The 22142-nt window shown below is 62.1% G+C and carries 20 protein-coding genes; 9 read left to right on the forward strand and 11 right to left on the reverse strand.

Annotated elements, in window-relative coordinates:
- Nucleotides 1-193: 193 nt before the first annotated feature.
- The gene (argE, locus tag KBB36_RS16920) at nt 194-1381 is read left to right on the forward strand and encodes an acetylornithine deacetylase (protein WP_290983580.1); all 1188 of its coding nucleotides are present in this window, start codon (nt 194-196) and stop codon (nt 1379-1381) included.
- A 229-nt stretch (nt 1382-1610) separates the two neighbouring features.
- Here the strand turns inward: argE and KBB36_RS16925 are convergent, their stop codons facing one another.
- Nucleotides 1611-2987 (reverse strand): serine hydrolase, encoded by a 1377-nt coding sequence (locus tag KBB36_RS16925; RefSeq protein WP_290983583.1) that lies wholly within the window; start codon nt 2985-2987, stop codon nt 1611-1613.
- A 4-nt stretch (nt 2988-2991) separates the two neighbouring features.
- The gene (locus tag KBB36_RS16930; protein WP_290983586.1) at nt 2992-3813 is read right to left on the reverse strand and encodes an enoyl-CoA hydratase; all 822 of its coding nucleotides are present in this window, start codon (nt 3811-3813) and stop codon (nt 2992-2994) included.
- A 279-nt stretch (nt 3814-4092) separates the two neighbouring features.
- Between KBB36_RS16930 and typA the strand changes: the two genes are divergently transcribed.
- The 3 genes from typA (at nt 4093) to KBB36_RS16945 (ending at nt 8397) form a co-directional block, all read left to right on the forward strand.
- Nucleotides 4093-5916 carry a translational GTPase TypA gene (typA, locus tag KBB36_RS16935; protein WP_290983589.1) on the forward strand — a complete coding sequence of 608 codons (1824 nt, stop codon included), beginning with the start codon at nt 4093-4095 and terminating at the stop codon, nt 5914-5916.
- Between the two features lie 145 nt (nt 5917-6061).
- Entirely contained in the window at nt 6062-7141 is a 1080-nt protein-coding gene (locus KBB36_RS16940; RefSeq protein WP_290983592.1) for an adenylate/guanylate cyclase domain-containing protein, read from the forward strand.
- Nucleotides 7142-7161: 20 nt separating this feature from the next.
- On the forward strand, nt 7162-8397 hold the full coding sequence (locus KBB36_RS16945; RefSeq protein ID WP_290983595.1) for a nitrate/nitrite transporter: 1236 nt from the start codon (nt 7162-7164) through the stop codon (nt 8395-8397).
- On the opposite strand, the gene rfbA is transcribed toward KBB36_RS16945, so the two are convergent.
- The 4 genes from rfbA to galU all read right to left on the reverse strand — a co-directional run bounded on the left by rfbA (nt 8387) and on the right by galU (nt 12614).
- Nucleotides 8387-9259 (reverse strand): glucose-1-phosphate thymidylyltransferase RfbA, encoded by an 873-nt coding sequence (rfbA, locus tag KBB36_RS16950; RefSeq protein WP_290983598.1) that lies wholly within the window; start codon nt 9257-9259, stop codon nt 8387-8389. The genes KBB36_RS16945 and rfbA overlap by 11 nt on opposite strands.
- A gap of 18 nt (nt 9260-9277) precedes the next feature.
- Nucleotides 9278-10327, reverse strand: a complete 1050-nt coding sequence (gene rfbB, locus KBB36_RS16955; protein WP_290983601.1) for a dTDP-glucose 4,6-dehydratase — start codon at nt 10325-10327, stop codon at nt 9278-9280.
- A 69-nt stretch (nt 10328-10396) separates the two neighbouring features.
- A complete protein-coding gene (locus KBB36_RS16960; protein WP_290983604.1) occupies nt 10397-11713 on the reverse strand; it encodes a UDP-glucose/GDP-mannose dehydrogenase family protein in 1317 nt (438 codons plus the stop codon).
- Nucleotides 11714-11735: 22 nt separating this feature from the next.
- On the reverse strand, nt 11736-12614 hold the full coding sequence (gene galU, locus KBB36_RS16965) for a UTP--glucose-1-phosphate uridylyltransferase GalU (RefSeq protein WP_290983607.1): 879 nt from the start codon (nt 12612-12614) through the stop codon (nt 11736-11738).
- Between the two features lie 214 nt (nt 12615-12828).
- Here galU and KBB36_RS16970 point away from each other — a divergent pair, with 214 nt between their 5' ends.
- The 3 genes from KBB36_RS16970 to KBB36_RS16980 are packed head-to-tail and all read left to right on the forward strand — an operon-like array spanning nt 12829 to nt 15418.
- Complete coding sequence (locus KBB36_RS16970; RefSeq protein WP_290983610.1) at nt 12829-13632, forward strand: enoyl-CoA hydratase; 804 nt, start codon at nt 12829-12831, stop codon at nt 13630-13632.
- A gap of 9 nt (nt 13633-13641) precedes the next feature.
- Nucleotides 13642-14124 carry a CoA-binding protein gene (locus KBB36_RS16975; protein ID WP_290983612.1) on the forward strand — a complete coding sequence of 161 codons (483 nt, stop codon included), beginning with the start codon at nt 13642-13644 and terminating at the stop codon, nt 14122-14124.
- Between the two features lie 4 nt (nt 14125-14128).
- Nucleotides 14129-15418: an O-acetylhomoserine aminocarboxypropyltransferase gene (locus tag KBB36_RS16980; RefSeq protein WP_290983614.1), complete on the forward strand. Its 1290-nt coding sequence runs from the start codon at nt 14129-14131 to the stop codon at nt 15416-15418.
- Here the strand turns inward: KBB36_RS16980 and KBB36_RS16985 are convergent.
- Nucleotides 15381-16253, reverse strand: a complete 873-nt coding sequence (locus KBB36_RS16985; protein WP_290983616.1) for a helix-turn-helix domain-containing protein — start codon at nt 16251-16253, stop codon at nt 15381-15383. The genes KBB36_RS16980 and KBB36_RS16985 overlap by 38 nt on opposite strands.
- A gap of 106 nt (nt 16254-16359) precedes the next feature.
- Between KBB36_RS16985 and pobA the strand changes: the two genes are divergently transcribed.
- Complete coding sequence (gene pobA, locus KBB36_RS16990; protein WP_290983618.1) at nt 16360-17529, forward strand: 4-hydroxybenzoate 3-monooxygenase; 1170 nt, start codon at nt 16360-16362, stop codon at nt 17527-17529.
- Here the strand turns inward: pobA and cutA are convergent.
- Genes cutA through KBB36_RS17010 form a run of 4 tightly spaced genes read right to left on the reverse strand, consistent with a single transcriptional unit; the run spans nt 17523 to nt 21321 of the window.
- Nucleotides 17523-17855 (reverse strand): divalent-cation tolerance protein CutA, encoded by a 333-nt coding sequence (cutA, locus tag KBB36_RS16995; protein ID WP_290983620.1) that lies wholly within the window; start codon nt 17853-17855, stop codon nt 17523-17525. The genes pobA and cutA overlap by 7 nt on opposite strands.
- Nucleotides 17845-18867: a COX15/CtaA family protein gene (locus KBB36_RS17000; protein WP_290983622.1), complete on the reverse strand. Its 1023-nt coding sequence runs from the start codon at nt 18865-18867 to the stop codon at nt 17845-17847. The genes cutA and KBB36_RS17000 overlap by 11 nt, the downstream gene beginning before the upstream one ends.
- Before the next feature lie 11 nt (nt 18868-18878).
- On the reverse strand, nt 18879-20495 hold the full coding sequence (locus KBB36_RS17005) for an AMP-binding protein (RefSeq protein WP_290983624.1): 1617 nt from the start codon (nt 20493-20495) through the stop codon (nt 18879-18881).
- A 25-nt stretch (nt 20496-20520) separates the two neighbouring features.
- Nucleotides 20521-21321: an undecaprenyl-diphosphate phosphatase gene (locus KBB36_RS17010; RefSeq protein WP_290983626.1), complete on the reverse strand. Its 801-nt coding sequence runs from the start codon at nt 21319-21321 to the stop codon at nt 20521-20523.
- Between the two features lie 222 nt (nt 21322-21543).
- Here KBB36_RS17010 and KBB36_RS17015 point away from each other — a divergent pair, with 222 nt between their 5' ends.
- Nucleotides 21544-21969, forward strand: a complete 426-nt coding sequence (locus KBB36_RS17015; protein WP_290983628.1) for a hypothetical protein — start codon at nt 21544-21546, stop codon at nt 21967-21969.
- Nucleotides 21970-22142: the final 173 nt, after the last annotated feature.

Below are 22142 nucleotides of genomic sequence, written 5' to 3' on the forward strand. Positions count from 1 at the left end.
GGGAGCAGGATGCGCATATCCAGAAGATCGTGAATGGCTGGCCGCGCGCCCTGGCCGGCGAACGCTCCACCAAGCTCGGCTTTTCGGTGGACCAGAATATCGACGAGATTGTACGCTTCTTCATCGAGGACGATCTGGATAACCAGATTCGCAGCCTCACCGCCTCCTGAACCAGAAAAAAAAGACATAACGCATGAGCCGACCCAGCGCTGCCTCCCTGGCGATGATCCGCCAGTTGATCGAAATGCCCACCGTGAGCCGCGATTCCAATCTGGACCTGATCCACTGGATCCGCGACCACCTCAAGGCGCTCGGCGTGGAGAGCACACTGGTGCATGACGCCACCGGCAAAAAGGCCAACCTGTTTGCCACGCTGGGCCCGACCGACCGGCCTGGCGTGGTGCTTTCCGGCCACACCGATGTGGTGCCGATTGATGGCCAGGAATGGCATACCGATCCGTTCAAGCTGCTGGAAAAGGATGGCAAATTGTGGGGGCGCGGCACATCCGACATGAAGTCGTTTGTCGCCATCGCCCTGGCCTATGCGCCGCAATTCCTGGCGCAGGAACTGAAAACTCCGGTGCATTACGCCTTCACCTATGACGAGGAAGTTGGCTGCCTCGGCGCCAAGCAGCTCATGCCGGTGCTGGCGCAGATGCCGGTGCGGCCGGCGGCCTGCATTGTGGGCGAGCCGACCGAGATGCAGGTGATCGCGCAGCACAAGGGCAAAAAAAGCTGGCGCGTGGATGTGCGCGGCTTTGAATGCCATTCCTCGCTGACGCATCAGGGCGTCAATGCGGTGGAAGCCGCCGCCGAACTGATTGCTCATATCAAGTCGATTGCGCGCCGCAAGCGCGACCATGGCCCGTTTGACCCCGAATTCGCCCCGCCCTACACCTCGCTGCATACAGGCACGGTGAATGGCGGCACGGCGCTCAACATTGTGCCCAAGGATTGCAGCTTCCTGTGGGAAATCCGCTATCTGCCGCAGGATGATGTGGATGCGCTGTATAACGAGGTGGTGGAATTCGCCCGCACCAAGCTGGAACCCGAGATGAAAGCGGTGCGACCGGAATGCGGCTGCTCGTTCCAGCAGATATCCGAATTCCCCGGCCTGGCCACCGATGATACATCGCCGATCATCGAACTGGGCAAGGCGCTGACCGGCGCCAACCGGGTGCAGAAAGTGTCATTCGGCACCGAAGCCGGGCTGTTTTCCGGCCTCGACATCCCCACTATCGTCTGCGGCCCGGGCAATATCGAACAGGCGCATAAGCCCGACGAATTCATCGAATTGTCGCAGATCAAGCTGTGCGAGGATTTCCTGGACCGCCTGCTGCCGCGCCTGCGCGAAGGCTCCACCGGGCTGCCGCGCACCTGAGAATTGTGTGGCTTGAGCGTTAATTCACGAGAATGCCGCAATTCAGTCATTGAATTTTTACAATTACGGCCTATCTTCTTAGTCAAGCCCGGTGCAATACCCGGGTGGAGACGGCACCGTCCGCAATGCAGGATGCAGTGTCCTGCCGGTGATCCTTCTCCTCTTTCAGCCCCGCTTCGGATTTTGCCGCTGCGGGGCTGTTTTGTTTCTGATCAGCACATTCACCCGCCTATTTCACCGGCTTGAAGCGTTTTTCCATCTCGCGCACCACCCGCGCCTCGGGCAGCAGGCGAAAGCCGGCGAATTGCACTTCCCGCACCTTGCCATTGGCGCTGCGATAGAGCGTCACCGCCTCGCCGTGATTGGCATAGCCGGCAGCCTGCTCGATGCGGCCGCTATCACGCCCGGTCGGCACAATCTCGCTGGCATCGAACAGTGGATTGAGCCAAGCCGGCGTAGCTACCAGCACGCGGTTGCCCATCGGCAGCCAGTCGCCGGCGCCAAAGCTGCTCCACCAGCGCCCACCCCAATCCGCCACCCGGCGGCTGGGCGCGCCATGGCGGGCAAAGGCGCGCAGGATATGGGCAATGCCATCGGCCCAGGGGCCGGAAAGCCCATCCATGGCATTGGTCAGCACCGATACCGACAGGCCCGGCTCGGGCAACACAAAGCTGCGCGTCACCGTGCCCTGGAAGCCGCCATTATGGCCGTACCAATCCCAATCCTGTAATTTACCCGACATTGTGCCATAGCCGTAATGCTGTTCCATGGCGCCGGGCGGGCGCCATTGCCGGCGCAGCATCTCGCGCCGGCTGGCCCGGCTCAGGAAGCTGCTTTGCGCCTGCGGGCTGAGCTGGGCAAAATAGCGCGCCATATCGGCGGCCGTCGCCACAAAGCCGGTGGCTGGCGCCATTGCCTGGGCCGGATTGTCGCCGGCAACCACATAACGCCGCCCGGCCGGCGCGATGCCGCTATGGCCACGCGCCAGCCGCAGGCCACGCGGTGGCTTGGCCGGAAAATCCGGCAGGGTTTCGCTCAAGCCCGCAGCCGCCACAACTTCGCGTTTGATCCAGGTGCTGTAAGCCTCGCCGGTGACCTGCTCCAGCGCCAGGCCAAGCAAGCCGAAACCATGATTGGAATATTTGAAGCGCGTATTGCCTTCCAGCACCGGTGCGCGCGCCAGATCGGCGCGCAATTCGGCTTCATTCAGAAATGGCCGGCGATCCAGCCATTGCCCGGCATCCCAGCCATCGCGCACCAGACCGGCAGAATGCGACAGGAGTTGCCCCAAAGTCGCCGCGGCAACATCCTTGTGCAGCCCAGCCACATATTTGCCCACGGCATCATCCAGCCGCAGCTTGCCGCGCTCGCGCAGCAGCATGAAGCCGGCCGCCGTGAAGCTCTTGGAATGCGAGGCAACCCGGAAAAGATGGCGCGGCGTCAGCGCCTCGCCCTTGCGCAGATCGGCATGGCCGAAGGCGCCTTCCAGCACCAGCTTGCCCTGATGCGCCACGGCAAAGCCGCAGCCCGGCAGCCGGTGCTGGCGCATCTGGTATTCCAGCCAGCGCGGAATGTAATCCAGCGCCGGTTTGAGCCACTTTTCCATAACATCATGCCCCAGTGAAATTCGGCGCGCGCTTTTCCAGGAAATGCGCCACACCTTCCTTGAAATCGGCACTCTTGAAGCTTTCCAGCATCTCGGCATTGCCGATGGCGGTGGCTTCGGCCAGATTCTGGAACTGCGCCTCCCAAAGCTGGCGCTTCATCACCCGCATTGAGCGTGGCGACACCATGTCGGCCAGGTCGCGGGCATAGGCGCGCACCTCATCAAGCAGGCTTTCCGGCTTGGCCAGCCGATCCACCAGGCCGATGCGCTGCGCCTCCTCGGCGCCCAGCTTGCGCGCCGAGAGCATCAGGTCCAACGCCTTGCTCGGCCCCACCAGGCGCGGCAGCAGCCAGGAAATGCCATGTTCGGCGATCAGGCCGCGGCGAGAAAAGGCGGTGGTGAATACCGCCGTCTCGGCCGCAAAACGCAAATCGCAATACAGCGCCACGATCAGGCCCAGCCCGGCGGCCGGCCCGTTGATGGCGGCGATCACCGGCTTCGGCATGGCAGGGAAATAGCTGTAGCGCATCTGGAAATTCGGGTTGGCGGCAGCATCGAACGGCTCGGCGCCAGTGGCGCGGCGACCTGCCCCGCTGCCGCCCTGCTGGATGCCGGAAAGCAAATCCATATCGGCGCCGGCACAGAAGCCGCGCCCGGCCCCGGTCAGGATCACCACCCGCACCCCCGGATCAACACTGGCCGCCGCCATCGCCACGCGGATTTCCGCCTCCATGATGCTGGTCCAGGCATTCAGCCGATCCGGCCGGTTCAGCGTCACCGTAGCGATGCGGTCGCTGACTTCATAAAGGATATGTTCGTAGTTCATCGGCTGGTTCCCGTCCCAATATTGTCGCCTCAGCTTCCGCCAAGAGCTGTTAACGGTCAAGCACTCAAGTATTTTTATGCTTTTATTACAATACCTTACTTAGCGAAAAGGGGTCGAGACAGCTGCTTTTCGCAGTCGGTGGCGCATATCTCCCATGCGAAACTCTTCTGTTGCGCCGCTTTGTGCGCCGCACTATAAACCCGGCTACCAGCCGCAACCCTAGAGGAATCGCGCCCGGCCGCCTGCCATCAGGTCGACCGGGCCTTTTGTATAAGCACCATGCAAATCCGCAATATCGCCATCATCGCCCATGTCGACCACGGCAAAACCACCCTGGTGGACGCGCTGCTGCGCCAATCCGGCGCCTTCCGCGAGAACCAGCTGGTGGCTGAGCGCGTGATGGATTCCAACGATCTGGAGCGTGAACGCGGCATCACCATTCTTGCCAAATGCACCTCGGTGGAATGGAATGACGTGCGCCTCAACATCGTTGACACACCTGGCCATGCCGATTTCGGCGGCGAGGTGGAGCGCATCCTGAGCATGGTGGACGGCGTGGTGCTGCTGGTAGACGCCGCCGAAGGTCCGCTGCCACAGACCAAGTTTGTGCTGGGCAAGGCGCTGGGCCTGGGCATGCGCCCGATTGTGGTGGTGAACAAGATCGACCGTTCCGATGCCCGCCCGGAAGAAGTGCATTCCGAAGTGTTTGACCTGTTCGCCGCGCTGGATGCCAGCGAGGACCAGCTTGACTTCCCGGTGATGTTCGCCTCTGGCCGCAGCGGCTGGGCCACCCCGAGCCTGGATGGCGAGCGCAAGGACCTGACCCCGCTTTTTGACCTGATCGTGCAGCATGTGCCCGCCCCCACGGCAGACAAGAATGCGCCGTTCAAGATGCTGATCACCACGCTGGAAGCCGACCCCTATCTCGGCCGTATCCTCACCGGCCGCATCTATTCCGGCATCCTGCGGGTCAACAGCCCGATCCATGCCCTGCGCCGCGATGGCAGCGAGATCGAACAGGGCCGCGTCTCCAAGCTGCTCGCCTTCCGCGGCATCGAGCGCCAGCCGATTGAAGAAGCCGAAGCCGGCGACATCATCGCCATTGCCGGCCTGACCACCACCACGGTGGCCGACACGATCTGCGACCTGACGGTGACCGACCCGGTGCCGGCCAACCCGATTGACCCGCCCACCCTGGCGATGACCTTCTCGGTCAACAACTCGCCCTTCGCCGGCAAGGAAGGCTCCAAGGTGCAGAGCCGCGTGATCCGCACCCGCCTGATGCGCGAAGCCGAAGGCAATGTGGCGATCCGCGTGCGCGAAAGCGACGACAAGGACGCATTCGAAGTGGCCGGCCGTGGCGAATTGCAGCTTGGCGTGCTGGTGGAAACCATGCGCCGCGAGGGTTTTGAGCTGTCGATCAGCCGCCCGCGCGTGCTGTTCCAGCAGGATGAAAACGGCAAGCCGCTGGAGCCGATTGAGGAAGTGCATATCGACGTGGATGATGCCTTCACCGGCATCGTGGTGGAGAAGATGAGCCTGCGCAAGGCCGAGCTGCGCGACATGCGCCCCTCGGGCGGCGGCAAGACCCGCATCACCTTCCATGCCCCGTCGCGTGGCCTGATCGGCTATCACGGTGAATTCCTCACCGATACGCGCGGCACCGGCATCATGAACAAGCTGTTCCACAGCTATGGCCCGCATCGTGGCCCGATCCCGGGTCGCCGCAATGGCGTGCTGATCGCCAATGGCACTGGCGAAACCACGCTCTATGCGCTGAATTTTATCGAAGAACGCGGCACGCTGTTCGTTGATCCGGGTGTAGCGGTGTATGAGGGCATGATCATCGGCGAGCATAGCCGCGACAATGACCTTGACGTGAACCCGATGAAGGCCAAGCAGCTCACCAATATCCGCGCCGCCGGCAAGGACGAACAGGTGCGCCTGACGCCGCCGCGCAAGATGACGCTGGAGCAGGCGATCAGCTACATTGCCGACGACGAATTGGTGGAAGTGACGCCGAAGAGCATCCGCATCCGCAAGAAGCTGCTTGATCCGAACGACCGCAAGAAGGCCTCGCGCGCCGCGGAAAGTGCGGCCTGAGACGGCACTACCCCAGATACCCCGCCTTTCGGATGTGACGGCGGTCAAGAAACAGGTCGGGTTCCCCCCGGCCTGTTTTTGTATTGCTTCCCCTTTGGCCGAGGCCAGCTTATCGTTCTGCTGTCTCGCCTGCGGAAAAACCAAAATGGCCCTCTCCAATCGCCGCTATCGCCAAGTTGCGATGCTGTTGCGTTTCATCTCTATCGGCGCCATTGCCGGCGCCATCTACGGCATGGGCGTTGATGCCACGCTGAGTGGCGAGGTCGGCTGGGATGGTGCCTGGCGCGGACTGGTGACCGGCGCTCTCGTCACCATCGCCATTGCCGGTTTCGAAATTTTCTTCGTCAATGATCCCAGGGGGCAATGGCTGCGCCGCCTGCCCTTCATGAAAGTGGCTTTGCTCAAGACGCTGTTTTATGCCATCGCCATTGTTGGCATGGATGCGCTGGGCGACGTGCTGGTGCCGATTGATGGTGCCTACCCAATTGGCTTCAATCTCAACACGCTGATCACGCTGCTGGCAGCGCTGGGCTTCACCTTCATCACCAGCACCATCATGCAGATCAACCTGCTGCTCGGGCCCGGCGTGCTGCGCAACTTCATCAAGGGCCGCTATCACCAGCCGCGCCAGGAACAGCGCCTGTTCCTGTTCATTGACATGCGCGGCTCGACGGCCATCGCCGAAAGGATCGGCGACATCGCCTTCCACCGCCTGCTCAATCAATTTTTGTCCGATCTCGGTGACGTGGTGACCGACCACGGCGGCAGTATCGACAAGTATGTCGGCGATGAGATGATTGTGACCTGGCGCCTGCCAAGCCGCCATGCGGCCGGCGCGCTGGATGCCGTGGCCGAGGCCCGCGCCCTGCTGGCCGAACGTGCGCATGTCTACCGCCAGCGCTTTGGCACCGCACCGGATTTTCGCGCTGTGCTGCATGCCGGCGCTGTGGTGGTGGGTGAAATGGGCGACCAGAAGCGCGAGATTGCGCTGCTGGGCGATAGCATCAACACCACTGCCAAGCTGGAAGCCTGGGCCAAGGGCCGGGCGGCGGATGTGGTGGCTAGCCGCGCCGCCCTGGATGCCATGAACCCTTCAGGCGAAAAGCTGGACCTGCCCGCCACATCGCCCCATATTCACCTCACGCCATTAGGCCCGCAATTACTGCCGGGCAAGGCCCAGGCTTTGGACCTGTTTGCCATCGCCTTTGACCAAGAAAAAGCATAAGCCGGGAAGAGTTGTTAAACATGAGCCGTAACCAGTCGCTTGCCTTCATTGCAGGAAGGGTTTTGCTGCCGTTTGCCTGCGGCTATTTCCTGTCGTATCTGTTCCGCTCGGTGAATGCGGTTATCGCGCCCAATCTGCAACGCGACCTGAATATCGGCGCCGGCGATCTCGGCACGCTGACGGCGGTGTATTTCACCGTGTTTGCGCTGGCGCAATTGCCGCTCGGCGTGCTGCTGGATCGTTACGGCCCGCGCCGGGTGCAGGCTGGCCTGCTGCTGTTTGCCGCGCTCGGCGCCGTGATTTTTGCTACAGGCACGCAGCTCTGGCATCTCATGCTTGGCCGCACCCTGATCGGCCTGGGTGTTGCCGGCTGCCTGATGAGCGCGTTCAAGACCATCTCGCTCTGGGTGCCGGCTGAACGCTGGGCGCTGGCCAATGGCGTGTTCATGACTGCCGGCGGCCTGGGCGCCCTGGCTGCCACATTGCCGGTGGAATGGCTGCTGCACCACCTGGATTGGACCGCGATATTCTGGCTGCTGGCAGCTCTGGTGATCGCTACATCGGCGGCAGTGTATTTTGTGGTGCCGGAAAAACCCGGCCAGCCGGTGAGCCGGGACAGCCTGACCCGGCAGATGCGCGAATGCCTGAGCTATCTGGCGGATCGGCGCTTCTGGCAGATCACGCCGGTGACCATGTTTGCCATGTCCTCGGCCCTGTCGATCCAGGGTCTGTGGTCAGGCCCCTACCTGCGCGATGTTGGCGGGCTGGATCGGCAACAGGCCGCAGAACTGCAATTCCTGCTCGCCGCCGCCCTCACCTTCGGCTTTGCCATTATCGGCATCGCCACGGATCGGTTGCAAAAAATCGGCATCTCGATGCGCGCCACGCTTGCGGCCTCTACGCTGCTTTATGCCGTGGTGCTGCTGGTGCTGGCAGCGGGCTGGGCGCCAACCCATCCGCTGACCTGGATCGCCTTTGGCCTGCTTTCCAATACCACCGCGCTGGCCTATCCGATGCTGAGCGGCCAGTTTCCGCCGCAAGCTACCGGGCGGATCAACACATTGCTCAATGGTGTGGTGTTCGGTTTCACTTTCTTTGCCCAGGCCGGGCTGGGCTGGATCATCAATCGCTGGCCGCGCGATGCTGCCGGCGGTTATCCGGCCGAGGCCTATAGCTGGGCCTTCGGCCTGCCGCTGGTGCTGATCCTGATCTCGATGGCCTGGTATCTGCGGCCGGCCAGACCGGTCAGCGCATGAGCAGCAGCCGGCGGATATATTTGCCGTATTCGTTGTTCTTGTAGTAATCGGCGCGGCGTTCGAGCTGGGCATCGTCGATATAGCCCAGCCGCCAGGCCACTTCCTCCGGCACGGCAATCTTCAGGCCCTGGCGCTTTTCCACCGTGGCCATGAAGTTGCAGGCATCCAGCAGGCTGTCCGGCGTGCCGGTATCGAGCCAGGCAAAGCCACGGCCGAACTTCTCCACGCCAAGCCGGCCCTGGCGCAGATAGGCATTATTCAGATCGGTGATCTCAAGCTCACCACGCGCCGAAGGCTTGAGGCTGGCGGCAATGTCGCAGACCTCGGCATCGTAGAAATACAAGCCCGTCACCGCCCAGTTGCTCGGCGCCGGATTGGGCTTTTCGATAATCGCCCGCACACTGCCATCCGGATTGAGATCGAGCACGCCATAACGCTCCGGATCGGCCACCCAATAGCCGAACACCGTAGCGCCATTTGCGCTGCTGGCAGCTGCCTGGCGCAGCATGTCGCCGAAGCGCTCGCCGTAGAAAATGTTGTCACCCAGCACCAGAGCCGCCGGCTCGCCGGCCAGGAAGTCGCGCCCGATGATGAAGGCCTGCGCGATGCCGTTCGGCTCCGGCTGCACGGCATAGCTGATCGCGATGCCCCATTGGCTGCCATCGCCGAGCAAGGCGCTGAACGCCGCCTGGTCGCGCGGCGTGGTGATCACCAGGATGTCGCGGATGCCGGCCAGCATCAGCGTGGTGAGCGGGAAGAAGATCATCGGCTTGTCATAGATCGGCAGCAGCTGCTTGCTCACCACCGAGGTGGCCGGATGCAGCCGCGAGCCGGTGCCGCCGGCCAGGATGATGCCTTTCATCGCGCGTTCTCCGTCACGTCACTTCGCCAGGCCGATGCGGCCACGATCATAGGCTTGCGTGGCGCGCTGGCACCAGGCGGCATTGTCGAGATACCACTTTACTGTCTGACGCAGGCCCGAGGTTACGTCATAAACCGGCTGCCAGCCCAGTTCGGTCTCACACTTTGTCGGGTCAATCGCATAGCGTTTGTCATGCCCCGGGCGGTCGGCGACATAGCGGATATATTCGGCATATTTGCGCCCGGTCGGCTGCGGCGCAAAATCATCCAGCAGGGCGCACAGGCTGTGCACGATCTCCAGATTCTGCCGTGTGCCGCGCGCACCGATCAGATAGGTCTCGCCCACCCGGCCGGCTTGCATCACGCGCTGCAAGGCGGCGGCATGGTCTTCCACATGAATCCAGTCGCGCACCTGATCGCCCTGGCCATAGACCGGCAGGCCCTTGCCATCCAGCGCGTTCAGGATCATCAGCGGGATCAGCTTTTCCGGGAACTGATACGGGCCGTAATTATTGCCGCAATTGGTCACCAGGATCGGCAGGCCATATGTGCGGCCAAAGGCGCGCGCCAGATGGTCGGATGATGCCTTGCTGGCGGCATAGGGCGAATTCGGCTTGTAGGGGCTGTTCTCGGTGAAGAAGCTGCCCGGCTCGGCATCGCCATAGACTTCATCGGTGGAAACCTGCAAATGCCGGAAGGCCGCCTTGCCGGCCTGATCCAGGCCGCGCCAGTATTCCAGCGCGGCTTCCAGCAGCACCAATGTGCCGGTGACATTGGTTTCGATAAACGGCGCCGGGCTGTCGATCGAGCGGTCGACATGGCTTTCTGCTGCCAGGTGATATACCGCCTGCGGCTTCACCTCGGCATAGAGCGCGCCGATGCCCTTGCGGTCACAGATATCAAGCTGCACAAAACGATGCAGCTCGGGGTGCGGCAGGTCGGCGATATTGTCCAGGTTGGCGGCATAGGTCAGCTTGTCCACCGTCACCACGCGCTCGCCGGCGGCATTCAGCTGCCGCACCAAAGCCGAGCCGATGAAACCCGCACCGCCTGTTACGATTACCGTCATCGTCTCACCTTCCGTTCAGGCGCCGAAAGTGGCCAGTTTTCCCGAAACAGCGTCATTTTAGCCCTGGCATCAGGCCTGGGCTACTGGCCGCCCCACGGAATGGTACACAAAGCCGGCCTGGCCCATCTCAGCCGGCTTGTAGATATTGCGCAGGTCGATCATCAGCGGCTGGCGCAGCAGGCGCTTGAGCCGGTCGAGATCGAGCGCGCGGAACTGATTCCATTCGGTAATGATTACCACCGCATCCGCGCCTTCGGCGGCCTGATACGGGCCTTCGCACCAGGTCAGGCCGTCCAGCAGCTTGCGCGCCTCGTCCATGCCCTCGGGATCATAGGCCCGGATGCTGGCACCGGCTGCCTGCAAAGCTGGGATGATCACTAGGCTGGGGCTGTCACGCATATCGTCGGTTTCGGGCTTGAAGGTCAGCCCCAGCACGGCAATCCGCTTGCCGGCAACATCGCCGCCCATGGCGCCGATGATCTTCTCGGCCATGCGTTGTTTGCGCTTCTCGTTGATATCCACCACCGTTTCGACGATGCGCAATGGCGCATCATGCTTGCGGCCGGTGGCCACCAGCGCCTGGGTATCCTTGGGAAAACACGAACCGCCATAACCCGGGCCGGCATGCAGGAACTTGCCGCCGATGCGGCCATCCAGGCCGATGCCCTTGGCCACATCCTGCACATTCACCCCGGTCTTTTCGCACAGATCGGCGATTTCGTTGATGAAGGTGATCTTGGTCGCCAGGAACGCATTGGCGGCGTATTTGATCAGTTCGGCGGTTTCAAGCTGGGTGAACAGGATCGGCGTTTCATTAATATAAAGCGGCCGGTAGAGTTTGCGCAGCAGGTCACGCGCCCAGTCGCTTTCGGCGCCGCAAACCACGCGGTCGGGCCGCATGAAATCCTCAATCGCGGCGCCTTCGCGCAGGAATTCCGGATTGGACGCCATCTCAAATTCCGCCGCCGGCCTTGTGGCGCGGATGATGCGCTCCACCTCGCGGCCCGTACCCACCGGCACGGTGGATTTGGTCACCACCAGGGTCTTGCGCGCCATCGTGGCGGCAATTTCCTCGGCGGCAGCGTAAACATAGCTCAGATCGGCCTCGCCATCGCCACGCCGCGACGGCGTGCCCACCGCGATGAACACCGCATCGGCGCCGGCCATGCCGGCGGCGATATCGCGGGTGAAGCTGAGCCGACCGGCCTTGACGTTGCGCGCCACCAGATCTTCAAGCCCGGGCTCGAAGATCGGAATCTCGCCACGCTCCAGCGCCTCGATACGCGCCGGATTCTTGTCGACGCAGACCACATCATGGCCGAATTCGGAGAAACAGGCTCCGGAAACCAGGCCGACATAGCCGGTGCCGATCATCGCAACGCGCATGGAGGCAATCCTTCAGGACTGATTAAAGCGACTTGTAAACTTCACGCACGATGCCGGCGGCATCGGCGCGCAGGTCGGCCCGATCCAGCGCAAAGGCGATATTGGCATGCAGGAAGCCGATCTTGTCGCCGCAATCATACCGCTCGCCCTTGAAGCGCAGGCCGTTGAACGGCACTTCGCCGATCATCTTGGCCAGCGCATCGGTGAGCTGGATTTCGCCGCCGGCGCCGCGCTGCACCTGATCCAGGTAGTCGAACACGCGCGGCTGCAAAATATAGCGGCCGATCACCGCCGTGGTGCTGGGCGCCGCCACCGGCTCGGGCTTTTCCACCAGACCCTTCACTTCCACCATGCGGCCTTCGCTCTTGCCCGGATCAACCACGCCATAGCGGCGGGTATGCTCACGCGGCACTTCCATGGCGGCGATCATGTTGCCGCCGACTTCGTTATAGGCTTCCACCATCTGCGCCAGGCAGCCGGTGCGGGCCAGGATCAGGTCATCCGCCAGCAGCACGGCAAACGGTTCGTTGCCTACCAGCGCCTTGGCGCAGCGCACCGCATGGCCCAGGCCGAGCGGCTCCATCTGGCGCGTGTAGGCGACCTGGCCGGCCTGCGGCATCCAGCCATGCAGGGCATTCAGCAGGTCGCGCTTTTCACGCCCACGCAGCACATCCTCCAGCTCATAGGAGCGGTCGAAATGGTCTTCGATGGCCTGCTTGCCGCGCCCGGTGACGAAGATGAATTCCTCGATGCCGGCCGCCTTGGCTTCTTCCACGGCATACTGGATCAGCGGCTTGTCAACGACGGTCAGCATCTCCTTCGGCATCGACTTGGTGGCCGGCAGGAAACGGGTGCCCAGGCCGCCGACAGGGAACACGGCTTTGCGGATCGGACGAATCATGCTGCGAGACTTTCGTTTTTGTAGGTTGCCAGGGTTTTACGCCGCCCCCTGCTCCGGCGCAACGGGGTGGCGGTGTGGCGGTGCATCGTCACACAAGGGGTTTTCACACCCGATTAAGGCGGAAATACGACAAATTATCATTGTTTTAGAGACCTTTGAGGGGCGAACCGGCTGGGCTATGATCCGGCCGCGACAAAACCGTTCGGAGGAAACCATGTCCGCCGCCCTCGATCTGACCACGGACAGCCTGGTATTGCGCGAGGCGCCGGCCCCCGGCGTGGTGCGCCTGACGCTGAACCGGCCCAAGGCCTATAACAGCCTGTCTTCCGACCTGATGCGCCAGTTGCAGGATGAACTGGACATGATCCGCGACGATGCCTCGGTGCATGTGGTGATCATCGCCGCCAGCGGCCCGGGTTTCTGCGCCGGGCATGACCTCAAGGAAGTGCGCGCCCTGCCCGACCGCAAGGCGATGGAGAAGCTGTTCAAACAATGCTCCACGCTGATGCAGGCTATCGTTGCCCTGCCCAAGCCGGTGATTGCTCAGGTGCATGGCATTGCCACCGCCGCCGGTTGCCAGTTGGTGGCAAGCTGCGATCTGGCCGTGGCCGCCGACACAGCGCGCTTTGGTACCCCGGGGGTGAATATCGGCCTGTTCTGCTCCACACCGATGGTGGCGCTGTCGCGCAATGTCGGCCGCAAGCAGGCGATGGAAATGCTGCTGACCGGCGACATGGTGCCGGCCCAGCGCGCGGTGGAAATCGGCCTTATCAATCGCGCTGTAGCGGAAGCCGAGCTTGCCGCCGCCACCCTGGCCCTGGCGCAGCAGGTGGCGTCAAAATCACCGCTGACACTGAAGATCGGCAAGGAAGCATTTTACCGCCAGCTCGAATTGCCGCTGGCCCAGGCCTATGACTATGCCTCGCAGGTGATGACCGAAAACCTGCTGGCGCGCGATGCCGCCGAAGGCATCGACGCCTTCATCCAGAAACGCACGCCCTGCTGGGAAGGACGCTGAGCCAGACCGATGAACCACGATTCCTACAGCGAAGATTACATCCGCGGCATCCTGCGCGCAGTGCAGACCATCGCCATGGTGGGCGCCAGCCCGAACTGGAACCGGCCGTCATATTTCGCCATGAAATATCTCCAGGCCAAGGGCTACCGCGTCATTCCGGTCAACCCGCGTGAAGCCGGCAAGGAAATCCTCGGCGAAAAGGTATATGCCAGCCTGAGCGAACTGCCGGTGAAAGTGGATATGGTGGATTGTTTCCGCAATTCGGAAGCCATCCCGCCCATCGCCGACGAGGCGATCAAGATCGGCGCCAAGGTTTTGTGGATGCAGCTTGGCGTGCGCCATGATGAAGCCGCCACCAAGGCCGAAGCTGCCGGTCTGAAAGTGGTGATGAACCGCTGCCCGAAGATCGAATATGGCCGCCTGTCGCTTGAAATCGGCTGGATGGGGGTGAATACCCGCGTCATTTCGGCCAAAAAACTCCGTCGGATTTGAAATCATGACCCAGCAAGCAGATGAATACGGCTTCGACACCTTGCAGGTGCATGCCGGCACCGCGCCCGAGCCGAATACCGGCGCCCGCAGCACGCCGATCTTCCAGACCACGGCCTATGTGTTCGACGATGTGGACCATGCCGCCTCGCTGTTCAATCTGCAAACCTTCGGCAACATCTACACCCGCCTGACCAACCCGACCACGGCGGTGCTGGAGCAGAAGGTGGCAGCGCTGGAAAATGCCCGTGCCGCCACGGCCGTGGCTTCGGGCCATGCGGCGCAGCTTGTGGCTTTTCACATGCTGATGAGCCCGGGCGACCATGTGGTGGCCTCGCGCAAGCTTTATGGCGGCTCGATCACCCAATTCATGCACAGCTTCAAGCGTTTTGACTGGCATGCCACTTTTGTCGATCCCGACGATATCGCCGCCGTGGCCGCCGCGATCACGCCACGCACCAAGGCGGTGTTTGTGGAAAGCCTGGCCAATCCGGGCGGCGTGATCTGCGATCTTGAAGCATTGGCCAAGGTGGCGCATGAAGCGGGCATTCCGCTGATCGTGGATAACACCATGGCCACGCCCTATCTGTGCCGGCCGAAGGATTGGGGCGCCGATGTGATCCTGCATTCGGCAACCAAATTCCTGGGTGGCCACGGCAATTCAATGGCCGGCGTGATCGTGGATGCCGGCACATTCAATTGGGGCCAGAATGACAAATTCCCCCATATCGCCGCCCCCACCCCGGCCTATCACGGCCTGTCCTTCTATGAGACATTCGGCGACATGGCCTTTGCCGTGTCCTGCCGCGCGGTGAGTTTGCGCGATCTCGGCCCGTCGCTGTCGCCGTTCAACGCCTTCATGATCCTCACCGGCATGGAAACGCTCAGCCTGCGCATGCAGAAACATTGCGCCAATGCACAAGTGGTGGCGGAATTCCTGGCCCAGCATCCGAAAGTGGCCTGGGTCAGCTATGCCGGCCTGCCCAGCGACCGCTACCATGCCCTGGCCAAGAAATACCTGCCGAAAGGCGCCGGCTCGGTCTTCACCTTCGGCGTCAAGGGCGGCTATGCCGCCGGCATCAAACTGGTGGAAACCGTGAAGCTATGGTCGCATCTGGCCAATATCGGCGATACCCGCAGCCTGATCATCCATCCGGCTTCCACCACGCATCGCCAGCTTACGCCCGAGCAGCGGGCCGGTGCCGGTGCCGGCGACGACACGATCCGGCTATCTGTCGGCATCGAGGATGTGGCCGATCTTATCCGCGATCTGGATGCCGGGCTGAACGCCGTCTGAATTCAGTCGGCGTCACCCCCGCCTGCTTGGTGAAAAAGCGGGTGAAATAGGCCGGATCGTCAAAGCCGAGCGAATAGGCGATTTCCTTCACCGATAACAGCGTGAAGGTGAGGTCGCGCCTGGCTTCGGCGATCAGGCGCTGGTTGATGGCGCCCAAAGCCGAGCAGCCCAAGGCGGCGCGGCAGACCCGGTTGAGATGCACATCGGAAATGCCGAGCTGGCCGGCATAAAAGGCCAGGCCGCGCTGGCTGCGGAAATGCTGATCCAGCAGCATGCGGAACTGCGCCGCATGGCGATTGGGCCGGCCGGCCTCGGCATCGGCAGCCAGCACGCGGCCGAGCGTGATCAGCAACACGGTCAGTTGCGCCTCGATAAAACCCAGCCGCCCGGGGCTGGAGCCAGCATAATCCAGCGCGATGGCCGCCACCGCCTGGGCCACGGGCGTTGCCGCCCAGTCAGGCAGTGGCAGGATGCGCGATTGCGCCAGTAAAGGCCGCAATTCCGGGGCTGCCTGCGGCATCTGCAAGGCCTGCCCGGCCAGAAGCGTGATGACATGGCCTTCGGTATCCGGCGAAAAGCGGAAGCCATGCGTCACCCCCGGCATCACCAGCACCGCCACCGGCGGCGGCAAGGGCAGCCAGCGCTCCCCCAGCAGGCATTCCGCGCGGCCCTGCGTCATGTTCAGAATTTGAAACAGGCCGGCATGGCGATGGGCGCCGATCTCCCAATCAAACAGCGCCGAACGCGCCGGAATTGACTCGCAATGCAGCCAGTCCGCTACCGAATTATAGGTTTGCTCGCCATAAAGCGCATAGGTTGGCACCGCCTGTGCCATTTTTTCCTCCCATCTCATGTTTGGATTATCCAATCCTTTGTTGCCTCTGTCCATCGCCGCCGGCCGTCCTGCGGCCTAGTTTTCGATCAAAGGGGAGGACACCACCATGCGCACACAAGTCGCCATTATCGGAGCCGGCCCGGCCGGTCTGCTGCTCGGACAATTGCTGCACAAGCACGGCATCGATGCCGTTATCCTGGAACAGCGTAGCGCCGATTATGTGCTGGGCCGCATCCGCGCCGGTGTGATCGAGACCGGCACCGCCGACCTGCTGGAGCAGGTGGGCTGTGCCGAGCGCATGCGGCGCGAAGGCCTGGTGCATGAAGGTATCGAGATCAGCTTTGGCGGCGAGCGCCATGCCATCAACTTCCAGCACCTGATCGGCCGCAGCGTGATCGTGTATGGCCAGACCGAAATCACCCGCGACCTGATGGAAGCGCGTGCGGCGTGCGGCGCCACCACCCTCTATGAAGCCGAGGATGTGACACTGCATGATATCGGCAGTGCCAAACCCTATGTCACCTTCCGCAAGGATGGCGTGGAACAGCGGCTGGATTGTGATTTCATCGCCGGCTGCGATGGTTCGCATGGCATCAGCCGGCGCAGCATCCCGGCCGGCATCATGCAGCTTTATGAACGCGCCTATCCCTTTGGCTGGCTCGGCATTCTGGTGGATAAGCCACCGCTTTCCGAAGAATTGATCTATGCCAACCATGAGCGCGGCTTTGCGCTCTGCTCAATGCGCTCGCCCACCCGCAGCCGGCTTTATATCCAATGTACGCTGGAAGATCGGGTGGAAGACTGGAGCGATGCACGCTTCTATGCCGAATTGCGCCAACGCCTGGATGAACGCGCCATCGCCAAGCTGGAAGAAGGCAACTCGATTGAGAAAAGCATTGCGCCGTTGCGCAGCTTTGTGGCCGAGCCGATGCGCTATGGCAATCTGTTCCTGGCCGGCGATGCTGCGCATATCGTGCCGCCCACCGGCGCCAAGGGGCTCAATCTCGCCGCCAGCGACGTGCATTATCTGAGCCAGGCGCTGATCCGGCATTATCATGAAAAATCCGCCAGCGGCCTGGAAGGCTATTCCGCCCAGGCGCTGAGCCGGGTGTGGAAAGCGGTGCGGTTCTCCTGGTGGATGACCACACAATTGCACCGCTTCCCGGATGCCAGCGCATTTGAACAGAAAATCCAGCGCACCGAACTGGAATACCTGGCCGGCTCGGAGCATGCCCAGCGTGCCCTGGCGGAGAATTACGTCGGGCTGCCTTACTGAGCTTTTGTTTCAGCCAGCAGCCAGGCGCGGTAATCGGCATTGCCACCCGGCCCGGCCGGGATCGGCAACACGCAGGGCACGCTATAGCTATGCGCAGCCGTCACCGCCTCGGTTGCCGCCGCCACCAGATCGGGCCGGGTCTTGAGGATCAGCACGGTTTCCTCGCCGCGTTCCAGTTTGCCCTGCCACCAATAAAGTGAGCGCATGCCGGGCAGGATATTGGCGCAGGCGGCCAGCCGCTGGCCCACCACCGCCTCGGCCACCTGCTCGGCCTCGGCAGCCGAGGCACAGGTGACATAAAGCAGCGTGATGTCGTCAGCCGGCATGACGGCCACCGCTATAATAGCGCCGCGCCTTGCCATGCCACAGCATGATCGCCCCCATCAGCACCAAAAGCGCACCTAGCTGGTGCAATGCGCCCAGCAGCACCGGCACATGCAGCAGCAAAGTGGCGATGCCAAGCCCGACCTGCAATAACACCATGCCGAGCAACATATGGCGCGCGCCATTGGCCACGCGGCCGGCATAGCGAAGCCAGATCAGCACGGCAAAGAGCAATACCGCATAGGCCAGCATGCGGTGCTGGAACTGCACGGTAAGCGCATTCTCAAAGATGTTGTGCCACAGCGGCGTCATCACCCCCAGGCCATCGGGGATGAACTTGCCTTCCATCAGCGGCCAGGTGTTATGCGCCAGCCCGGCATTCATGCCCGCCACTAGGCCACCTGACAGGATTTGCAAATAGACCAGGGCAACAAAGGCAATCACCAAGCCGCCGCCGGCCGGGCTTTGCATAGTGGCGCCACGTGCCATGGAGAGCGCTCCCCAGACCAGATAGGCAAAAATGGCAAAGGCCAGGCCAAGATGCAGCGTCAGCCGGTAATGGCTGACATCGGGATGATCCACCAGCCCGCTGGCCACCATGAACCAGCCGACTGCACCTTGTGCACCGCCCAAAGCCAGCATCAGCAGCAGATGCAGGTGCATGCCCTGCGGGATGCGGCGACGCAGCCAGAACCACAGCAGCGGCAGCGCAAAGGCCAAGCCGATCAGGCGGCCGAGCAGGCGGTGGACATATTCAAACCAGTAGATTTCCTTGAAACCAGCCAGGTCCATGCCCAGGTTGATTTTCTGATATTCCGGGAATTGTTTGTATTTCTCGAACTCAGCCAGCCAGGCAGCTTCAGAGAGCGGCGGCAGCCAGCCGGTGATCGGGCGCCATTCCACCATTGACAGGCCGGAATTGGTCAGCCGGGTCAGGCCGCCAATCACCACCATCAGCGCCACCAGACCGGCGACGATGAACAGCCAGCGCGCCAGATGTTTTTGCGCATGCATCTCCATACTCCTCAGCGTTTTTTGCGCGCCCGCAAATCAATGGCGCCGGGGCGCTGGCGCGGATCTTCGTTGCCAGCAAATATCTTGGTCTTCTGCACCTTCTGGGTGCCGGTGGTGGGCAGGCTGTCCACAAACAGCAGCCAGCCCGGTGCCTTGAAATAGGCCAGTCGCTCGTTGCACCAAGCAAAAAGCTGATCGGCCAGCGCGGCATCGCCCGCCATGCCGGGCATCGGCAGGATGCAGGCCATCACCTCTTCCTCGCGGATTTCATCCGGCACCGCCAACACCGCCACCTGGGCAACCGCCGGATGGCTTTGCAGCACAGCCTCGATCTCGGCGGCGGCGATATTCTCACCCGAGCGGCGGATGATATTCTTCATGCGGTCAACAAAATACAGCATGCCGTCATCCGCCATGCGCACCACGTCGCCGGTATGAAACCAGCCGCCGCGCCAGGCTTCATCGGTGGCCGCCTGGTTCTTGAGATAGCCGCTGAAAAAACCGCGCCTTGGCTCGGCAGCGCTATGGCGCACCAGCAATTCGCCCTCCTGGCCGCGCGGCACTTCCTGGCCCTGGGCATCGGCCACTATCGCCTCCAGGCCCGGCATCGGCCGGCCGAAGGCGCGGGTATCGAACTGGCGCGGCTCAAAGGCATCGGCAAACACCCGGCCGGTTTCGGTCATGCCCCACACTTCCACCAGCGGAAAGCCGAAACGCTGCTCAAAGGCATGATGCAGTTGCGGCTCCACACCAGCACCAAAGCCGAAGCGCACGCTATGTTCACGCTCCAGCGGCGAGACTGGCTGGTTGAGCAGCAAGGGCGGCACCACACCGAGATAATGGATGATGCTGGCGCGGGTCTGCACCACTTCCGCCCACCAGCGTGTCGGACTGAAACGCTCGGGCAATATCAGGCAATGCGCGCCCAGGATGGCGCAGCTCACCGTGATCGCCTGATGGTTCATATGAAACAGCGGCAGCGGATTATAGAACCGCTCCTGCCCCGGCTGCATGGTGAAGTTGCCGCCGAAATTGCCATACCAGGCGCCGGCATTGAGATAATAATAGTTGGTCAGCACGCAGCCCTTGGGCCGCCCGGTGGTGCCCGATGTATAAAGCAATCCGGCTTCCGTCTGCTGCCCCGGCTCTCCGCTCTGCGCCGCGCTCAGAGGCGCCGGCAGGCTGGCGGGCAATACCGTGCCATCGATCACGGGCAACGGCTTTTCGCTGCGCTCGGCGGCCACAAGCTGCATATCGGCCAGACGTGCCGGCAGCGTAACAACCAGATCAGCCTCGGCATGCTGCATCTGATACAGCATCTCATCATGGCGGTAATCCGGGTTGATCGGCACGATGCCAACCCCCAGGGCATTCAGCGCCAGGAAATGATAGAAAAACTCCGGCCGCATCTCCAGCAGCAGGCCGACGCGATGACCGATGCCATAACCCGCTGCGGCGTAAAGCCGACGCCAATCGGCCACCCGGGCCGCCACCTCGGCAAAGCTTAATTCCAGTCCATCCGGCCAGTAATCCCGCCCGGGCCGTGCCGGCAGGCAAAGAAACGACTTGCCAGGATGCGCCGCCACCGTGGCGGCAAAGGCGGCATGAACCGAAGCGGGCAAACTCATCGTGCGTTTCCTGATTTTCTGTTTTTCAGCGCAGGAACAATAACACAAGCATCAGGCTGCCCAAGAGGATGCGGTAATAGGCAAAGGGCGCGAAACCATAGCGATTGATAAAGGTAATCACCGAACGCACCACCAGCAGGGCGCTGAGAAAGGCCACCAGGAAACCAAGGCCGATCACGCCGCCATCCTTGAGGCTGAGATTGTGCCAGTTTTTCATCAGGTCATAGGCCGTGGCCGCGGCCATGGTGGGCATGGCGAGAAAAAAGCTGAACTCGGCGGCGGCGGCGCGCTGCACGCCGAGCAGGCGGGCGCCGATGATGGTGGCGCCGGAGCGCGACACACCGGGGATCATTGCCAGGCATTGGATGAAGCCGATCTTGAGCGACAGCCGGAAACGGAAATCATCCACGCTGGCCACCTCGCCACGGCCAACAAACCGCTCCACCGCCAGGATGATGAAACCGCCAATAATCAGCGCCACCGACACGACCCAGGGATTGAACAGCACGCCCTTGATGAAGCCATGCGCAAAGAAACCGATTACCATCGCCGGCAGGAAAGCGAATAGCAGATTAACGGTGAAGCGGTTGGCACGTTCATCGCGCCCCAGGCCGCGCAGGGTATCGTAAAGCCGGCGCCAATAGACCAGGCACACCGCCAGGATGGCGCCAAGCTGAATCGCGATCTCGAACACCTTGCCGGGTGGCCCTTCGAAACCCAGCAGATCACCCAGCAGGATGAGATGCCCGGTGGAGGATACCGGCAGGAACTCGGTCAGGCCTTCAACCAGGCCAAGCAGCAGGGCTTTCAGATACAGGCTGTCCATCACTCATCTGCCAAATTTATGCGCAGCCGCCATTGAGACAGATTCGCGCACTCCCGTCGCTAGACAGAGGCGCGACACGCCGTCGCGCCGCCATGAACGATAGAGGAACAATTGCGCTTTCGCACGCGGACTTGCCGATATTCGCCATTGTCATTAAGTAGTATTTTTATAAACACCGCTCAGGCCTGTGTCATGACCCATGGGCGGCCAGGAGATTACCCGATGTTCGGCTTTCTGTTTGGCAAGAAAAAGAAAACCAACGCCGCCGGCCAAGCGTTGATCCCGATGTGGCATGAAGTGGCGATGACGGTGATCGGCGACCGCTCGGTGACTGTGGTGAAGGCACCGTTCACTGCCACCCAGACCGACGACATCGCCCGTGTTGCCATGCGCTACTACATGCGCGCCTTCCCCAATACGGTACCGGTGATGGTGACTTTCGATCCGATGGACCCGGACCAGCGCGCCCTGTTCATCGGCCCGCGTGATTTCACTGATGCCTTGCAGAAATACCAGATCGGCGATTTCAAATTCTCTGTCGTGAATGTTGAAGTGCCATTCATCCCCTGGTTCATCAAGGAAGACCTGGAAGCAAAGGCACAGCAGCAGGCCGAAAACCAGGCCGCCGAGAAGAAGGCCGAGGACTGAGTTCAGGAATATACCGCCTGCTCGAAGGCGTAGAAGGCGTCCAGGGTCTGCGGATCGGGGAATGGCAGCAATTGCGCCAGCAGCGCGCCGGCAATGCCGCGCGCCGGATCGATCCAGAAATAGCTGTTGCAGCGCCCGGCCCAGGCGCCGCTATAGGCGGCACGGCCTTGTGC

Origin of the sequence: Ferrovibrio sp. (genome assembly GCF_017994015.1) — a bacterium.
GTDB lineage: Bacteria > Pseudomonadota > Alphaproteobacteria > Ferrovibrionales > Ferrovibrionaceae > Ferrovibrio.

What these genes read in the sequence shown, in the direction of transcription:
- argE (WP_290983580.1), top strand. Translation starts at nt 194, where the DNA reads ATGAGCCGACCCAGCGCTGCCTCCCTGGCGATGATCCGCCAGTTGATC.
- KBB36_RS16925 (WP_290983583.1), bottom strand. Translation starts at nt 2,987, where the DNA reads ATGGAAAAGTGGCTCAAACCGGCGCTGGATTACATTCCGCGCTGGCTG.
- KBB36_RS16930 (WP_290983586.1), bottom strand. Translation starts at nt 3,813, where the DNA reads ATGAACTACGAACATATCCTTTATGAAGTCAGCGACCGCATCGCTACG.
- typA (WP_290983589.1), top strand. Translation starts at nt 4,093, where the DNA reads ATGCAAATCCGCAATATCGCCATCATCGCCCATGTCGACCACGGCAAA.
- KBB36_RS16940 (WP_290983592.1), top strand. Translation starts at nt 6,062, where the DNA reads ATGGCCCTCTCCAATCGCCGCTATCGCCAAGTTGCGATGCTGTTGCGT.
- KBB36_RS16945 (WP_290983595.1), top strand. Translation starts at nt 7,162, where the DNA reads ATGAGCCGTAACCAGTCGCTTGCCTTCATTGCAGGAAGGGTTTTGCTG.
- rfbA (WP_290983598.1), bottom strand. Translation starts at nt 9,259, where the DNA reads ATGAAAGGCATCATCCTGGCCGGCGGCACCGGCTCGCGGCTGCATCCG.
- rfbB (WP_290983601.1), bottom strand. Translation starts at nt 10,327, where the DNA reads ATGACGGTAATCGTAACAGGCGGTGCGGGTTTCATCGGCTCGGCTTTG.
- KBB36_RS16960 (WP_290983604.1), bottom strand. Translation starts at nt 11,713, where the DNA reads ATGCGCGTTGCGATGATCGGCACCGGCTATGTCGGCCTGGTTTCCGGA.
- galU (WP_290983607.1), bottom strand. Translation starts at nt 12,614, where the DNA reads ATGATTCGTCCGATCCGCAAAGCCGTGTTCCCTGTCGGCGGCCTGGGC.
- KBB36_RS16970 (WP_290983610.1), top strand. Translation starts at nt 12,829, where the DNA reads ATGTCCGCCGCCCTCGATCTGACCACGGACAGCCTGGTATTGCGCGAG.
- KBB36_RS16975 (WP_290983612.1), top strand. Translation starts at nt 13,642, where the DNA reads ATGAACCACGATTCCTACAGCGAAGATTACATCCGCGGCATCCTGCGC.
- KBB36_RS16980 (WP_290983614.1), top strand. Translation starts at nt 14,129, where the DNA reads ATGACCCAGCAAGCAGATGAATACGGCTTCGACACCTTGCAGGTGCAT.
- KBB36_RS16985 (WP_290983616.1), bottom strand. Translation starts at nt 16,253, where the DNA reads ATGGCACAGGCGGTGCCAACCTATGCGCTTTATGGCGAGCAAACCTAT.
- pobA (WP_290983618.1), top strand. Translation starts at nt 16,360, where the DNA reads ATGCGCACACAAGTCGCCATTATCGGAGCCGGCCCGGCCGGTCTGCTG.
- cutA (WP_290983620.1), bottom strand. Translation starts at nt 17,855, where the DNA reads ATGCCGGCTGACGACATCACGCTGCTTTATGTCACCTGTGCCTCGGCT.
- KBB36_RS17000 (WP_290983622.1), bottom strand. Translation starts at nt 18,867, where the DNA reads ATGCATGCGCAAAAACATCTGGCGCGCTGGCTGTTCATCGTCGCCGGT.
- KBB36_RS17005 (WP_290983624.1), bottom strand. Translation starts at nt 20,495, where the DNA reads ATGAGTTTGCCCGCTTCGGTTCATGCCGCCTTTGCCGCCACGGTGGCG.
- KBB36_RS17010 (WP_290983626.1), bottom strand. Translation starts at nt 21,321, where the DNA reads ATGGACAGCCTGTATCTGAAAGCCCTGCTGCTTGGCCTGGTTGAAGGC.
- KBB36_RS17015 (WP_290983628.1), top strand. Translation starts at nt 21,544, where the DNA reads ATGTTCGGCTTTCTGTTTGGCAAGAAAAAGAAAACCAACGCCGCCGGC.